Genomic DNA, 15,108 nt, shown 5'->3' on the forward strand with positions numbered 1-15,108 from the left:
AGTTTACCGGATCGGACTGCGAGGCTGGGTACCGTGAGCACGACTACCGCAGCATCCGCGAGCAGCGCCCGTGCCGGGCGGCTGCGTGGAGGCTTGCGCAGCCTCCTCGACGCCGCGGTCACGCCGCTGTCCGTGGACGACCTGCTGGACCACTTCGCCCCGCTGCGCCCCGGCGCCGCCGTCGGCCTGCAGGGCCGCATCGTCTCGGTGGTCGCGGAGACCGCCGACGCCGCGACCCTGGTGATCAAGCCGGGCAAGGACTGGGCCGGGCACATCCCCGGGCAGTACGTGCGGATCGGGATCGACGTCGACGGGGTGCGCACCTGGCGCACCTACTCGCTGACCCACGGCCCGCGCCGCGACGGCAACATCTCGATCACCGTCAAGGCGATCCCCGACGGCACCGTGTCGGGCTACCTGGTGCACCGCGCCAAGCCCGGACAGCTGCTGCACCTGGGCCAGGCCGAGGGTGACTTCGTCCTCGACCCGCCGCAGGCCGGCGTGCGGCGCAAGCTGCTCATGGTGACCGCCGGCTCCGGGATCACGCCGGTGATCGGCATGCTGCGCAACCTGTTCTCGCGCAACGAGGCCGACGCGATCGCCGCCTACGACATCGTCCTGGTGCACTCGGCGATGAAGCGCGACGAGGTCATCTTCGGCGCCGAGCTGCGCGCCCACGCCGCGGCCGGTCGGCTGCGGCTGATCGAGCGGCACACCGACACCGACGGCCTGCTCACCACCGCCGACCTCGAGGCCGAGGTCGCTGACCTCGCCGACCGCACGGCGTACGCCTGCGGCCCCGCCGGGCTCCTCGACACGCTCGAGGCGTACTACGCCGAGCACCGGCTCACCCTGCACACCGAGCGGTTCCGTCCCGCGGTCGTCGACGTCGACGCCGAGGGCGGCACCCTCACCTTCGCCGGCACCGGCTCCGAGCAGGTCGTGGAGACCGACGGCTCTGTGCCGATCCTCGACGCCGCGGAGTCCGCCGGCGTCCTGATGCCCAGCGGCTGCCGGATGGGCATCTGCATGGGCTGCGTGCTGCCGATGACGTCGGGCGCCGTGCGCGACCTGCGCAACGGCGAGCTCACCGTCGCCGTGCCCGGGGAGACCAACCCCGGCGGCGTCGCCATCCAGACCTGCATCAGCGCCGCTGCCGGCGACTGCCACATCGACCTCGGAGGTTCTCACCGATGACCACGATCACGAACAAGCCCGTCAACCCGATCGCCCACCTCTCCCCCGAGCAGGTCGAGGAGATCGGCGCCGAGCTCGACGCGATCCGCCAGGAGTTCCTCGACAAGCGCGGCGAGAAGGACGCGGCCTACATCCGCAAGGTCGTCGACGTGCAGCGCAAGCTCGAGCTCGGCTCGCGCGCGGTGCTGCTGGCCAGCGCTTTCCCGCCGGCCTGGGTGGTCGGCACCGTCGGCCTCTCGGTCGCCAAGATCCTCGAGAACATGGAGATCGGGCACAACGTCATGCACGGCCAGTGGGACTGGATGCGTGACCCGAAGATCCACTCCACCACCTGGGAGTGGGACAACGCCTCGACCTCGGACGGCTGGAAGCACTCGCACAACGAGATCCACCACACCTACACGAACATCGTCGGCAAGGACAACGACCTCGGCTACGGCATCATGCGCGTGGACGAGGAGCAGCGCTGGTACCCGATGTACCTGGCCCAGCCGCTGTGGAACTTCATCAACGCCTGCTTCTTCGAGTACGGCATCGCGGCCTACGACCTGGAGCTCGGCAAGAACCTGCGCAAGCCCAAGGACAAGCGCAGCGAGGAGTTCAAGCGCAGCCTCTCCAACACGCTGAAGAAGATCCGCAAGCAGGCCACCAAGGACTACGTCGTCAACCCGGCGCTGGCCATCCCGACCGGCTCGTTCCTGCCCGCCCTGGCGGCGAACTTCACCGCCAACGTGGTGCGCAACCTGTGGTCGCACTCGGTGATCATGTGCGGCCACTTCCCCGAGGGCGTGGAGACCTTCGAGCTCAACTCGATCCCGGAGAAGGAGACGCGGGGCCAGTGGTACCTGCGCCAGATGCTCGGCTCGGCCAACATCTCCGGCTCCAAGCTGATGCACCTCATGACCGGCAACCTCTCCCACCAGATCGAGCACCACCTCTACCCGGACCTGCCCAGCAGCCGGTACGCCGAGATCGCTCCGCGGGTGAAGGCGATCTTCGAGAAGTACGACCTCAACTACCACGAGGCGTCCCTTCCCAAGCAGGTCGGCAGCGCCTGGCACCGCGTCGTCCGGCTGTCGTTCCCCAACGGCTGGCTGGCCACCACCAACACCAAGAACCTGCCCAGCCAGCTCAAGCTGCTCTACGGCATGGCGACCGCCGACAAGCGCACTCGCCGGGTGATCCAGATGCGCCTGGACCGCGAGGCCAGCAAGCTCGCCGAGCAGACCCGGGGCAACACCGTCACCGCCGCCTGAGGCCGCCTGACGCTGCCACTCAGCGGTAGCGAGGGAAGACCTCGAGCGAGCGGCGGTACGCCGCGACCGCCGCAAGCTGGGAATGGACCCCCAGCTTGCGGCGCAGCGACTTCACCTGGCTGCGCACCGTGGACTCCGAGACCCCGGCGGCCGCGGAGATGCGACTGACCGACCAGCCGTCGTAGAGGTGGCCGAGGATCTCGAACTCCCGGCGGGTCAGCTGCTCCATGCGCCGGATCAGGACGTGCTGCTCCTGGGCGACCTCGTGCCACTGCCGGATCGCCCGCGCCCGGGCCATCTTGTTCATCGACGGTCGGCCCGCCCGGGTCTCCCGGATCGCAAGGACCAGTCCGGCGGTGGTGGTGGAGGTGGGCAGCACCGCGGTCGCCCCGGCCTCCAGCACCGCGCCCCAGCGCGGGCCCTCACGGCTGTCGGTGAGCACCAGCCACGGCACCGGCCCACGCCCCACCACCACCTCGACGTCGTGGAGCAGGTCCGGGGAGTCCAGGGCACACAGGATCACCCCCACCCGGGCCGCGCTGCGGTCCAGGCCGGCGCGGAAGACACCGAGCGCGCCGTGCCGGGGCCAGGCGAACAGCACGGGGTCCAGCTCCCGGGCGCGCAGCGCGGCCTCGACGGCCTGACCGACCAGACGGCGCTCGGCGACGAGGGCGATCCGGTCGTCCTTGCGTTCAGCGGACGTCGAGGAAAACACGATCGACCTCACCGTGGTACTGGTCCAGGGACCCCGTGTCGAGCTGGCCGTTGCTGCCCACCTTCGCCGCGACCGAGAGCGGTGCGGCCGAGCCGCCCGAGAAGTCCATCGCGCCCACGTCGCCGTTGTGCACCCACTGCTTGCGTTGCAAGGTGCCGAGGTCGAGCAGGGTCAGGGTGACCCGCCCGCCGCGGCGGCCACACTCGAGGCGGTACCAGCGCCCGGCCTGGACCGCGCGGTCGGCCTTGACGAGCGCCTCGCCCGCGCTGCCTTGCACCCGGCAGGACGGCACGCCCTGGTCGAGCTGCAGCTTGTACTGCGGCGCGGCGCCGTACCTGCCGCGCTGCAGCAGGTTGTCGCCGTCGTCACCGGGCCGTCCGGGCGGTGCCGCGTCGGGCCTGAAGTCCAGGCCGAAGCTGAAGTCGGCCCGCCCGGGACTCAGCCGGTCCGGCTCGCCGGCGACCGGCTGCACCACGATGGCGGCACCCGGGATGGTGCCGGACGGCGCGTAGGCGGGCGTCCGCACCGCCCCACCGCCGTCACGGCCACGGGCCCAGACGAACCGTCCCCCGCCGGTGAGCGCGAGGGCGATCTGGACGCGGGCGCTCCCCTCGTTCTTCAGCCTCGGTACGACGTCCCCCGGTCCGGCCGCCTGGTCGAAGTCCAGGTCGAGCACTGCTCCGGGAGTCACTGTCGGCTCGACGTACGCCTCCCAGCGCTTGTCTATGCTCCGGGCACGGCCCGACTCCGTGCCACCACAGGAGGTGACCGCGAGCAGGGAGAGCACCGCGGCCGCTGCCGTCCGGCTCAGGACGTGTCGCTGACGATCCACCTCGCCTCACCTCCTCGCACCCCGGGGATGCGTTCGCGGCGAGCGTAGGGCGGTCCGGGAGCACCACCGCCGACGGGCGGCGAGACTCACCCAGAATTGATGAGCCGCGGTAGGGACGCGGAGGGTTGGCTCTCCGCCATGGGGACGGAAACCGTGGCGAGCCTACGTGCGGGCCGGCACGCCCGGCTGGCGCTGGTCATCGGCATCGCCGGGCTGCCGTTGTGGTGGTTCCTCGGGGTCTCCGCGCTGCTGCCGTTGATCGCGGTCCCCATGGCCGTCGACCTGTGGACCCGGGGGCAGGTCAGGCTGCCGCGGCACTTCGGCTGGTGGCTGCTGTTCCTGGGCTGGGTGCTGCTCGGGCTGGGCACGCTGGGCGCGGTGGCACCCGGTGCCGAGGAGAGCGGTGGCCGGCTGATGGTCTTCGGCTACCGGTTCTACTGGTACCTGGCGATCACGATCGTGCTCGTCTGGCTGGGCAACACCTCGCGCGAGAAGCTGCCCGACCGGGTGGTGTACGGGCTGTTCGCCTGGGTCTTCGTCGTCACGACCGCCGGCGGCCTGCTCGGGTTGCTCGCCCCCGACCTGGGGATCACGACGCTCGCCGAGCGCCTGACGCCGGCCGGGCTGCGCTCGAACAACTTCGTGCACTCGATGATCGCCGCCGAGACCGCGGACGTGCAGCAGGTGCTGGGCGATCCGCGGGCACGGCCGAAGGCGCCGTTCCCGTTCACCAACACCTGGGGCAGCGTGATGGCGCTGTCCCTGGTGTTCCTCGTCTGCCGCGCCCGGGACCTGGCACCCGTGTGGCGCTGGATCGCCGTCGCGGTGGGCGTGCTGGCGGCGGTGCCGGTCGTCGCCAGCCTCAACCGCGGCCTGTGGTTGACGCTGGCCGTCTCGGGCATCGGTGTCCTGGTCCTGCTCTCGCTGCGACACCGGCACGCGGCGCTCGCCGCGCTCGTCGGAGTCGTGCTGGCGCTCGGCGTGCTGCTGCCCTCGACCTCGTTGGGCGACACCGTCGCCTCCCGGTTGGAGAACCCGCACAGCAACGAGCGTCGCGGCCAGCTGGTGGAGGCGACCGTCGAGTCGATGACGCAGGGTTCCCCGGTGGTCGGCTTCGGCGGCACCCGCGACGTCCAGGGCAGCTTCGCCTCCATCGCCGGCGGCTCCACTCCCGAGTGCCCCGCCTGCGGTGTGCCGCCGCTGGGCACCCAGGGACAGCTGTGGCTGGTGCTGTTCTCCCAGGGCTGGCTCGGTGGCCTGTTCTTCCTGACGTTCTTCCTGCTCACCCTCACCCGCACCTGGCGATGTCGCACCACCAACGAGGCGGCCGCCACCTTCGCGATGGGCACGTTCCTGGTCCAGCTGGCCATCTACGACACCCTCGGGCTGTCCCAGCTGATGGTGATGGTCGCGGTCGCCCTGGTCTGGCGTGAGCAGAGCGAGAAGGCGGGGGCCCGACACGCGGTGCTGCGTGTGCCTCGCCTGCGCGACATGACGCGGGTGGGCGCCCTCGCCCTCGGCGGCGCGGCGCTGGGTGCGGCGACGCTGACCGGGCACACCGTGCAGGAGCGCAGCACGGTCGCGGTGGAGCTGACCTCGACCCCGACCTACCTGGCCACCGGGACCGCAGCGCGCCCGAGTGGGCCGGAGACGGAGATCGACACACCGCGGCCGACCTCGATCGACACCGAGGCGGCGCTGTTGCGCTCCGAGGGTGTCCTTGCCGAGGCCGGACGCCGGGTGCACCTCAGCGCCGCTCGCCTGCGCGAGACCGTCGGTGTCACCGCGCCGAGCAACTCCAGCGTCCTCGAGGTGAGCGTGACCACCGGGGCGACCCGCGACCCCCGGACCGCGGCACTCGCCGTGGTCGGGGCGTACCTGACGGAGCGACAGCACTTCCTCGAGCTGCGGCGCACGGACCTGATCGCCGACCTCACCCAGCAGCTCGCCAACCTGGATCCCGCGGACGCGCTGTCCCTGCCCGCGCGCACCTACCTCGTCAACGCGATCGAGCACCTCCGGGCCGGCTCCGGCACCGTCGGTCGGGTCATCCGGGTGGATCCGCCACGCGCCCTGGCGCCGGACCCGCGGGTGCCGGTCTCCAGCGGAGCAGCACTCGGTCTCCTCATCGGTGTCGTCGTGCTGCACCTGGCGCCCACCGGAAGGAGCCGACGATGACCGGCACCGATCAGAGCCCTTCCGTCGACGTCGTCATCGCCACCCACGACCGTCCGGAGATGCTGCGCGAGGCGATCGACGCCGTGCTCTGGCAGCGCTACCGCGGCCGGGTGCGCTGTCTCGTCGTCTTCGACGGCACCGAGCCGGACACCGGGCTCATCCACTCCGACGCGATGCGACGCATCGAGGTCATGACGAACACGCACGCCCGGGGTCTCGCAGGCGCGCGCAACACCGGCATCCTCGCCGCCGACGCCGATCTGGTCGCGTTCTGCGACGACGACGACGTGTGGCTGCCCGGCAAGCTCGACCAACAGGTGACGGCGATGCTCGCCGCCGACAGCGCGGTGTGCGTCACCGGGATCGAGGTCACGTACGCCGGGACCAGCACCGTGCGCGTGCCCACCGCCGAGGAGCTGGCGCTGCACAACCTGGTCCGCCGCCGGGTGATGGCGGCCCACCCGTCGACGGTGCTGGTCCGCCGCGCCGACCTGCTGGAGCGCATCGGCCTCGTCGACGAGGAGATCCCCGGCAGCTACGGCGAGGACTTCGACTGGATGATCCGGGCCGCCGGCAGCGGCCCGATCACGGTGGTGCCGGCTCCGTTGGTCCGGGTCCGCTGGGGCGACTCGCAGTTCTCCCGGAACTGGCGGGTGATCGCCGATGCCATCGACTACGGACTGGCCAAGCACCGCGTGTTCCACGAGGACCGGCGGGCGCTCGCGCGGCTCTACGGGCGCAAGGCGTTCGCCCTCGCCGCACTCGGCGAGGGCGGCGCACTGCGTTGCGCCGGGCAGTCGCTGAGGGCGTGGCCCGGCGAGCGCCGCGGATACCTCGCGGCCGCGGTCGCCCTGCGCCTGGTCAGCGCCGACCGCCTGCTGGACCTGGCACACCGCCGCGGCCACGGCATCTGAGTCGCCCTTCCGCCACCCCCGCACCACCGCGGGCCAAGCCCGCCCTTCTGCTGCCACAGATCAGCTCGTCCCCCTCCTGGGGGATTCGTTCGTGGTCGGGCATCGGGAGGTGACAGGCTCGGAGAACAGAGAGAAGACCCGGGTCGCGCTGCTCCTCCCCGGCGCCCACGACATCGGAGGTTCTACGTGATGGCCGCATCGAGGAGATGGACACGAGTGGCGACACTCGTGTCCCTCGTGCTCGCGGCCCTCGTGCTCGCGGCCCTGGGCACGGCGCAGCCGGGCCGAGTGAGGGCGGCCGCCCAGAGCCTCCCGGAGGCGGAGCACGTCGTCGCGCGAGACGCACTCCCCACCGAGGCCGAGCGCAAGCGCCCCGGGACCGTCCAGATCCGGAGCCGGACGTCCACCGGCAACCAGGCGGCGGGCACCAGGTTCAAGGCGCGGGTGTGGCTCCGCACGCAGTCCACCGTCCGGGTGGCGTTGAAGGTGCAGGAGCGGTACGCCGGCAAGACCGTCAAGAGCACCACCAAGCGGGTCAAGGTCCGCGGCGGCCGGTGGACGAGCGTCCTCGTCCCGGTCACCACCAGGAAGTCGGGCTCACAGGTCGTGGTCGTCGTCAAGGCGCCCCGGGCCCAGGCGAACCAGAGGATCCTCGTCGACCACCTCACCGTCGCGAAGACCGCCGGCGTCATGGCCGCGACCAGCGCGGAGGCCCCGGACGCCGACGGCGACACGTCGGGGCGGAGGCTGACCAACGGCTGCACCACCTCCGAGCGCGGCATCCCCAGCTGCGGCACGCTGGTCGGCGCGGCCTACGGCTCGAACACCGATCCGGCCCCGCTGGAGGAGCAGCTGGGTGCCCACCTGGGCATCCGGCGGACCTACTACACCTCGGGCCAGGTGGACAAGGCCGTCGCCACCGCCGAGGCCGACCTGGCCGCCGACCGGTTGCCCTGGATCAGCTTCAAGCTGCCCTACTCGTGGGCCGACATGGCCGCCGGCGAGGGCGACGACTGGGCCCGTGACCTCGCCACCCGCCTGGCCGCGCTGGACGGACCCGTCTGGGTGGCCTTCCACCACGAGCCCGAGGGCGACGGCGACATCCAGGAGTGGCGCAAGATGCAGGAGCGGCTCGCACCGATCGTGCGCAAGAGTGCCCCGAACGTCGCCTTCACCGTGATCACCACCGGCTGGCACCAGTTCTACGGGGACCCCGAGTACAGCCTGGCGAAGATCTGGCCCCGCGACGTGAAGATCGACGTCGCCGGGTTCGACATCTACCAGTCGTACGGCGTGGTCAAGGCGGGCAAGACCAGGTCCAGGTGGACCGACCTGGGCACGTCGTACTTCGCCAAGATCGCGGAGTGGGCGAAGGCGAACGACGTCGCCTGGGGGCTGGCGGAGACGGGTGTGACCAACACGGCCGCCGCGGTCCGTCCGGAGGAGATCCCGAGAACGGTCGCGCTGATGCGGACCTATGGCGGCATCGCCTACACCTACTTCGACACCACGCTGAACAGCATCGCGCCGTGGGCGCTGACGACGGCGGCCAAGCGCTCCGCCTTCGCCGAGGCGCTGAAGGCGGCACCGGCACTCACCCACTGACCTTCGATGGTCCCGTCGGCTGCCCGCTCGCAGTGCTCAAGCGGAGTGCTCAAGCCGCCGCCAGCTCCTCCAGGGCGAGCAGCGTCACGGCAGCACGTGGCGCGATGTGCTCCCCGCCGGGCACCCCGGTCAGGCTCAGGTACCGGACCAGCACCGCCACCAGGTAGAGCAGCTCGCGCAGATGGGGATCGCTCGCGCCGCGCATGTCGGCCTCGGCCGCCCACTCCAGCGTCCGCAGCAGCCCCGCGGAGCTGGGCGGACCACCAGGATGCGCGGCGCTGAGCGCGTAGTGCAACGGCTCCAACCCGACGGGCACCCCGGTCTCGAAGCGCTCCCAGTCCCACACGAGCACCCGGCCACCGCGTCCCGCGGCCATGTTCCACGGCGTCCAGTCGCCGTGCCAGGCCCCGCACACCACGTTCCTGCCCCCGTGGGCGGCCTCGATCCTGGACAGCACGCGGCCCATCCGGGCCCGGAACACGGGGTCCGGCAGCCGACCGACCTGCACCCACTGCCGACGCCACCACGGCGCCCGGTCCAGGGGCCCCTCCTCCACGCCGCTCGCCCCCGGACCTGCCGCGCCGAGCCAGGCGAGCTCCTCCATGGCCTCCAGGGGCGGCGACCACCGGTGCCCGGCACCGACCAGCGGCCGGGGCCGCAGCGGCTCGATCACCAGCACCAGGTGGTCGAGCCACGAGCTCTGCGCCAGCACCGCGGGATGGGCCAGGTGCCGGAAGTCGTGCCCGGACAGCGTCCGCAACGCCTGGCCCTCGGCAGCGACGTCGGCGTTGGTGTGCGCGGACCAACCGATCTTCGCGAACGCCAGGCTGCGTCCCTGTGCGTCGAAGACCTGGAGCACCGGTTTGCGGTTGACCCGGGCGGAGCCGACGCTGACGCTGACGCTGACCTGGGTGCCGAGCAGCTCGCCGAGGTGGTCGACGAGCCCTCCCGCACCGCCGCGGACCTCGACCTGCTCGCGCAGCAGCACGGGTGCACGGCGGACGAGGGCGGAGACGGCGCTGCGGGTCGCCTGCTCCCGCAGCGAGGAGGCGGCACTGATCCGCCGGATCGACTCGGCGGCGGCGCGCGACGGCTCGGCGGGCACCAGCATGTGCGGCGCGCCGTTGCGTCGCAGCACGGCGAACCGTGCGTGCACCGGCCGGTCGTCCGCTGCCGTCTGTGCCGGGACCACCTGCGAGCCGGGCCACAGCTCTGCGGCGACGTCCATGAGTCCCCCGCGCATGGTTCCGGTTGCCCTCAGTCGCGGACGCACGCGAACAGGTGCCGTCCGTAGTTGCCGGCGTACGGCGCGACGTCGTCGCTGTCGGGACCGAGGTCGACGACACGGTCGAAGGTGGTGTTCGCGAGCAGGTACTCCCGGACGTGGTCGGTGTCCCAGCCACGCAGCGACTTGCGGAACCAATGCTCGTGCTCCTGCCCGGTGTCGAGGAACAGGACCTTGCCCGTGACGGAGTCGAGCAGCTGGACCAGCTCGACGTCGGTGCAGTCCCCGCGGCCGAGCACGAAGTGGTGCAGCAGGCTGAAGCAGCTGACCACGTCCCAGCGCCGCTGGGCCGAGCGGAGCAGCTGCACCGCGTCGCCGGTCCGGATCCGGGCCGGGTCCAGGCCGTACATCAGCGAGCCGAGCCGGGCGCCGAGCGGGTCCCGCTCGATGCCTTCGGCCTCGAAGCCGAGCTCCTGCATCCGGGAGACGAACCATCCGTAGCAGCTCGCCACGTCGAGGTAGCTGGCGCCGGAGCCGGCAGGCATGTCGCTGCGGACCAGGAACGCCCAGATCGACTCCAACCGGTCGGTGCACCGGCGCACCGTCGGCCAGGAGGCGACCTCGGGAGCATCGATCGGCTGGTAGAGCTCATGGCCGCCGTCGAGCCACGACATCTCCTGCAGCAGCTCCTGCAGCGGGGTGCGCACCACACCTCGCCGCACCCGTGCCGGGACCGACTCCACGCCGGCCTCTGCCATCGCCGCCACCCGGTGGTGGCCGTCGAGGACCTGGTAGCACTCCGATGACTCGACCGGCACCACCAGCACGGGCAGGCCGGGGGCGGAGTGCTGGTGGCCGGCGACGACGGGTGCGGACGGGTCGCTGGCACGCGCCACGAACCGCCGCGCCTGGGCCAGCACGCCGTCGGCGTCGACGGCCTCGAAGTAGCTGCCGGTGTGGCGGATGCACGCCAGCGCCATCTCGGCGTACGACGAGGCGAGGATGTCCTCCGTGGTGAGCTCCCGGCCCGCGTGCTGGCTCCGCCGGGCACGCCGCAGCAGCTCGGCGTGCGGACCATCGACGACGCGGCGCGAGGGCCACAGCGGGTCGTCGACGACGCCGGCGAACTGTTGTGCGGTCAGGCCGTTCTGGCCACCCAGCAGCAGCCGGTCCAGCCGGATCTCCTTCACGCCGGGGCGCCACTTGGTCACCCGGGCGAGTCGGTGCCGGCCGGCGGCGCCGAGTCGGGGACGGAACGCGCGGGAAGGGTGGACGCTCGTCATCTGATCTCCTGTTCCTCGCGCCAGCTGGGCGGTCCCCCGAGATAGGGGACGAGTGCGGCGTCGTGGGGCTCGAAGTGGCGGCGGAGCCTGGCCAGCGTGTCGGGTGCCAACCGGCCGCCGGGGCGCTCGTTCCACCGGCCCACCTGCTGGGGGCGGTGCACGCGCAGGCCGAGGCGGCGCTGGAGGTCGATCCAGACCGTGACCGGGTCGGCGAACAGCGCGTCGGCATCGACGACGTGCACCTGTCCGGGCCCCAGCGCCTCGACGAAGCGGCCGATCTGAGTGGCGTACTCCCCGCGTTGCAGGTAGGCGTGGTGGCGGTGGGCGAAGCTGGTGCTGCCCGGCTCGGTGCGCAGGAGCTCCTCGAGCCCGGCGGTCCGGTCCGCCTCCTGGGCGACCGCCTGCTCGAACGGCAGCTCCTCGAACCCGCGGGCGAGCTCGTGCTTGTGGGCCGAGTGCGCCCGGGCCACGGGGTCGCGGACCATCACCACGACCTGGCAGCGCGGCAGGGCCGCGGCGATCCGCTCCGCGGCGAGCGGGTGGAACAGGTAGTAGCCGCTGCACTCGAAGGCCTGTCGACGGCGCTGGCCGGGAAGACGTACGGGGAAGTGCGCGCGGTACCAGCGCCAGCTGTGGTCGAAGCGGTCGTCGAAGTAGCCGGTTCCCTTGTCGGCGGTGGGACGCACGAGGTCGGGGTGCTCGCTGAGCAGACGGAAGATGGTGGTGGTGCCGGCGCGCTGCGCGCCGACCACCACCAGCTCCGGCGGCGGCCGCAGGTCGGCGGTGACCCAGCCCCAGGCGAGCAGGAGCGCCCGGACGACGCGCCGGGTGCGGGGCGACATCCGGCTGCGCACCGCGCCCATGACCCGGCGGATCATCGGGCCACCGCCGGGACCCGACGCCGGGCCAGCAGCGAGTCCAGCACCACGTCGATCGCCAGCGGCACCCGCAACCGCCACAGCACCGCCGCGTAGGCCGCCGCGGCCACGGCGCAGGCGAGGAGCCATCCGAGCGGGGACAGGTCCACCACCCGCCCGAGTGCCGCGACGGGCAGCAGCAGGCACAGGACCGGTAGCGCCGCGGCGAGGCCGAGAGGCCGCAGGTCGGGGGCGAGCCGGACGTCGGCGCGCAGCTGGACGGTCGCGAGCCCACAGCGCAGCAGCACCGCCACGACCCAGGCCACGGCCGCACCGACGATGCCCAGCCAGGGCACCAGCAGCAGGCACAGCCCGATGTTGACGACCGCGGCGAGCAGCGTGTTCGCCAGGCTCCAGCCGCTGCGCCCGGCCATCAGCAACAAGGTGTCCACCGGGCCGGTGGCCACCGCGACGAGCATCCCGGCCACCATGACCAGGACGACCGCTGCAGCCTCGGCGCGCTCGTAGCCCGCGCCGAACCACCCCAGATAAGCCATCGGGGCTGCCGCCGCGCACAGGTAGACCGGCCAGGCCAGCAGCATGCTCCAACCGGTGGTGACGCCGAAGACCCGGGACAGCAGTCGCGGGTCGTCGTTCCCGGCGAGGATCAACGTGAACCGGGGCTGCACGACGGAGGAGACCGCCTGGTTGGCCAGCTGTCCGAAGACGACGAACCGGGTGGCCACGGCGTAGACCGCGGCATCCGTCGCGCCGAGCAGGGCGGCGACGAGCACGATGTCGAGCTTCTGGATGCTCACCTGCGCGATCCGGGCGAGGGCGCGCAGCCAGGTGAAGCGCCAGAAGGAGCGGGCGTCGACCTGCATCCGCTCCGTGGAGGCGGCAGCGGCGTGGGCGGTGACGCCCGGGGCGCGCAGCATGCCCCGCAGCGCATGCAGGGCGAGTCCCGCGGTGAGGACGTAGGCACACGCCCATGCGGCGGTGAGGCCCGCGGCACCCGCCCCGGTGGCGAGCGCGGCCGCGACCACGACGATCTGCAGCACCGGCCGGGCCACCCGGTCGATCAGCACCGTCGACCGGAACCGGGCGTGTGCGCGGACCGCCGCGAGGCAGAAGTCCGACACGGCGGCCAGCGGCAGTGCCCAGGCCAGCCCGCGGGCCTCGGGGACCCACAACGCCAGGAGAGCCGCCAGCGCGACTGCCACCACGAGCACCGGCAGCGCCGCGGCACGCAGCAGGCCGTGCAGCGCCGGACCGGTCTCACTGCGCAGCACGAACCGGGCCAGACCGGTCTCGGTGCCCAGGCTGGCCGCGGCCAGCGCGACCACGAAGATCGCGGTGGCCACGAAGAACTCCCCGGCGGTCTCCTGCCCGGTGCTGCGGGTGACCACGAGCGCCAGGGCGAACGAGGCCACCGTGCTCACCAGCGCGCCGGCCAACGTCGCCGTGCTGCCGCGGGCGACGGCGCCCAGGTGGTGGCGAGCGGCGGTGCTCTCAGTCGGCACTGCCGCCGCCCGCAGGGGTACGACGACGCAGCATCGGCCGACTGCGCGGTTGCCGCACCACCACCACCCCGACGACCGGGGTCTGCGTGTGGGCGGCCGCCTCCACGAGGTCCTCGACCTCGGTGCGGGTGGAGGAGCCCGGGTGCACCTCGAGCACGACCGCGTCCGAGCAGGGCACCAGGGTCGCACCGACCGGCGCGAGGAGACCGTCGCAGCGCACCAGCAGCACGTCGGCGTTCTTGCCGAGCTCGGCCAGGGCGCGCACCATCCCGCTCGAGGCGACCACGTCGGCCAACGGGGCGTCGCGGTGACGGCCGTCGCCCAGCGCGTCGGACCGAGGCTCGCTGAGCATCGGCCGCCTCTCCACGAGCACCTCCGCAGGGCCGGCGTCCCCGAGGACCACCTCGGTCACCGCCGCCGCCACGGCGTGGTCGGTGAGGTCGATGGCGACCACCTCGTAGCGGGCGCGGAGGAACGACTCGACCAGCTCCCAGAAGCTCACGACCTCGTCGTCGTCGACGGCGCCGACCGTGACCACCACCGGACGGTCCGGCTTGAGGGCGAGGATCTCGGTGCGGAAGCGGGCCAGGGCGTCGGGCGCGACCCGGGTGCCGAGGTCACGCACCAGGGGGAGCCGGAGACCCTGGAGGTCGTCGGGGCCGCGGACCGTGTCGTTGGCCCGGCGGCTGCGTCGGGCGAGCACCACACCGAGGCACAGCGCTGCGGCGACACCACCGGCGATCAGGCCCATCGCGAGGGGGTCGGCCAGCACCGACGGTGCGGCCACGGTGCCGGGTGTGACGACCTGGCCGGGATCCTGGCTGACGGCCTGGGCGGCCGCGAGCTGCGCCCGCAGCGACCCGATCTGGCTGGTGAGGTCCTGGACCTGCTGCGTGAGCAGGACGCCGGTGGGACCGCCGGAGCTGACCTTGTCGAGCCGGGCCACCGCTGCGGATCGCTCGCGCTCCCGCGCGGTGACCAGGTCCTGCAGACGCCCCGTGCGCTCGGAGATGTCGGACTCCGTGCGCGCCCGCCGGAACTCCAGGTAGGTCTCGGCGAACACGGTCGCCCGGGTCGCGGCCGTCCGGCCGTCCTCGGCACGCGCGGTGATCTCCAGCAGCTGGGTGCTCGGCGGCACCGCGACGGAGATGCCGCTGAGCAGCGCGTCCGCGTCGGCATCGCCGGCCAGCTTCACCGCGACGGCCCGAGCCACGGCGTCCGAGCGGAGCACCTCCGCCTCGGTCGCCAGGTTCACCAGCTCGTCGCCGCGCCCGCCGGGGCTGTACGCGTTCCCCTCCAGCGGGTGCACGAGCACGATGGCCTTGGCGACGTCCGTCTCCTGCCCACCGGCCCACCAGGCACCGAGTCCTGCCGCTGCCGCCACAGCCACGAACGCCACAGCCAGCTGCTGCACCGTCCGGGAGCGGACGGCGCGGGAGCCATCTCGTCGCATGCCCCCTCCTCGCCCCATCGATCGAGCACTCATCATGAGGCGGGACGATGCGCTCGCAACGGGCTGCGCA

At 72.6% G+C, this 15,108-nt stretch carries 12 protein-coding genes; 5 read left to right on the forward strand and 7 right to left on the reverse strand.

Features of this window, described 5'->3' with window-relative positions; translation table 11 throughout:
- Positions 1-33: 33 nt before the first annotated feature.
- Entirely contained in the window at positions 34-1,197 is a 1,164-nt protein-coding gene (locus tag KG111_RS16500) for a ferredoxin reductase (RefSeq protein ID WP_249666189.1), read from the forward strand.
- Entirely contained in the window at positions 1,194-2,453 is a 1,260-nt protein-coding gene (locus tag KG111_RS16505) for a fatty acid desaturase family protein (RefSeq protein WP_205289844.1), read from the forward strand. The genes KG111_RS16500 and KG111_RS16505 overlap by 4 nt, the downstream gene beginning before the upstream one ends.
- A 19-nt stretch (positions 2,454-2,472) precedes the next feature.
- On the opposite strand, the gene KG111_RS16510 is transcribed toward KG111_RS16505, so the two are convergent.
- A complete protein-coding gene (locus KG111_RS16510) occupies positions 2,473-3,168 on the reverse strand; it encodes a helix-turn-helix transcriptional regulator (protein WP_205289845.1) in 696 nt (231 codons plus the stop codon).
- On the reverse strand, positions 3,146-4,000 hold the full coding sequence (locus KG111_RS16515) for a hypothetical protein (RefSeq protein WP_205289846.1): 855 nt from the start codon (positions 3,998-4,000) through the stop codon (positions 3,146-3,148). Before KG111_RS16515 ends, KG111_RS16510 begins: the two co-directional genes overlap by 23 nt.
- 153 nt (positions 4,001-4,153) lie before the next feature.
- Between KG111_RS16515 and KG111_RS16520 the strand changes: the two genes are divergently transcribed.
- The 3 genes from KG111_RS16520 (at position 4,154) to KG111_RS16530 (ending at position 8,697) form a co-directional block, all read left to right on the forward strand.
- Positions 4,154-6,178 (forward strand): hypothetical protein, encoded by a 2,025-nt coding sequence (locus KG111_RS16520; protein ID WP_213450006.1) that lies wholly within the window; start codon positions 4,154-4,156, stop codon positions 6,176-6,178.
- Positions 6,175-7,092, forward strand: coding sequence for a glycosyltransferase family 2 protein (locus KG111_RS16525; RefSeq protein ID WP_205289848.1), 918 nt, complete (start codon positions 6,175-6,177; stop codon positions 7,090-7,092). The genes KG111_RS16520 and KG111_RS16525 overlap by 4 nt, the downstream gene beginning before the upstream one ends.
- Positions 7,093-7,308: 216 nt before the next feature.
- Entirely contained in the window at positions 7,309-8,697 is a 1,389-nt protein-coding gene (locus tag KG111_RS16530; protein WP_205289849.1) for a cellulase family glycosylhydrolase, read from the forward strand.
- Between the two features lie 49 nt (positions 8,698-8,746).
- Here KG111_RS16530 and KG111_RS16535 read toward each other — a convergent pair whose 3' ends face one another.
- The 5 genes from KG111_RS16535 to KG111_RS16555 are packed head-to-tail and all read right to left on the reverse strand — an operon-like array spanning position 8,747 to position 15,038.
- Entirely contained in the window at positions 8,747-9,940 is a 1,194-nt protein-coding gene (locus KG111_RS16535) for a hypothetical protein (RefSeq protein ID WP_205289850.1), read from the reverse strand.
- A 14-nt stretch (positions 9,941-9,954) separates the two neighbouring features.
- Entirely contained in the window at positions 9,955-11,205 is a 1,251-nt protein-coding gene (locus KG111_RS16540; protein WP_205289851.1) for a ParB N-terminal domain-containing protein, read from the reverse strand.
- The gene (locus KG111_RS16545; RefSeq protein WP_205289852.1) at positions 11,202-12,083 is read right to left on the reverse strand and encodes a sulfotransferase domain-containing protein; all 882 of its coding nucleotides are present in this window, start codon (positions 12,081-12,083) and stop codon (positions 11,202-11,204) included. The genes KG111_RS16540 and KG111_RS16545 overlap by 4 nt, the downstream gene beginning before the upstream one ends.
- Positions 12,080-13,585, reverse strand: coding sequence for a lipopolysaccharide biosynthesis protein (locus KG111_RS16550; RefSeq protein WP_205289853.1), 1,506 nt, complete (start codon positions 13,583-13,585; stop codon positions 12,080-12,082). Before KG111_RS16550 ends, KG111_RS16545 begins: the two co-directional genes overlap by 4 nt.
- Positions 13,575-15,038, reverse strand: coding sequence for a GumC domain-containing protein (locus KG111_RS16555; RefSeq protein ID WP_205289854.1), 1,464 nt, complete (start codon positions 15,036-15,038; stop codon positions 13,575-13,577). Before KG111_RS16555 ends, KG111_RS16550 begins: the two co-directional genes overlap by 11 nt.
- Positions 15,039-15,108: the final 70 nt, after the last annotated feature.

The sequence above is a fragment of the Nocardioides faecalis genome, from assembly GCF_018388425.1.
Lineage (GTDB): Bacteria > Actinomycetota > Actinomycetes > Propionibacteriales > Nocardioidaceae > Nocardioides > Nocardioides faecalis.

What these genes read in the sequence shown, in the direction of transcription:
- KG111_RS16545 (WP_205289852.1), bottom strand. Translation starts at nt 12,083, where the DNA reads ATGATCCGCCGGGTCATGGGCGCGGTGCGCAGCCGGATGTCGCCCCGC.
- KG111_RS16555 (WP_205289854.1), bottom strand. Translation starts at nt 15,038, where the DNA reads ATGCGACGAGATGGCTCCCGCGCCGTCCGCTCCCGGACGGTGCAGCAG.
- KG111_RS16525 (WP_205289848.1), top strand. Translation starts at nt 6,175, where the DNA reads ATGACCGGCACCGATCAGAGCCCTTCCGTCGACGTCGTCATCGCCACC.
- KG111_RS16535 (WP_205289850.1), bottom strand. Translation starts at nt 9,940, where the DNA reads ATGCGCGGGGGACTCATGGACGTCGCCGCAGAGCTGTGGCCCGGCTCG.
- KG111_RS16540 (WP_205289851.1), bottom strand. Translation starts at nt 11,205, where the DNA reads ATGACGAGCGTCCACCCTTCCCGCGCGTTCCGTCCCCGACTCGGCGCC.
- KG111_RS16505 (WP_205289844.1), top strand. Translation starts at nt 1,194, where the DNA reads ATGACCACGATCACGAACAAGCCCGTCAACCCGATCGCCCACCTCTCC.